The organism is Pseudomonas sp. SIMBA_068 (assembly GCF_046534705.1).
Taxonomy (GTDB): Bacteria; Pseudomonadota; Gammaproteobacteria; order Pseudomonadales; family Pseudomonadaceae; genus Aquipseudomonas; species Aquipseudomonas putida.
Genome location: NZ_JAWRYI010001041.1, coordinates 1 through 254 on the forward strand (window position 1 = coordinate 1; position 254 = coordinate 254).

The 254-nt window shown below is 52.4% G+C and carries 1 pseudogene; it reads left to right on the forward strand.

Annotated features, from left to right (window positions below):
- Window positions 1-254, forward strand: a pseudogene (locus tag SB756_RS32610) (dihydropyrimidinase); the annotation flags it as partial.

A 254-nucleotide genomic window follows, 5' to 3' on the forward strand; every position in this document is an offset into this window, starting at 1 on the left:
CGTGCGAATCACCAGCCAGTCTGGGTTGAAACCTGCCCACAATATCTCCTGATGGACGAACGCAGTTACGATACAGAAGATGGCATGAAGTTCATTCTTAGCCCACCGCTGCGTAACGTACGCGAGCAGGACAAACTGTGGTGTGGCATCAGCGATGGTGCGATTGACGTGGTGGCAACCGATCACTGCACCTTCTCGATGGCTCAACGCCTGCAAATTTCTAAATGCGATTTCAGTCGCTGCCCAAATGGCTT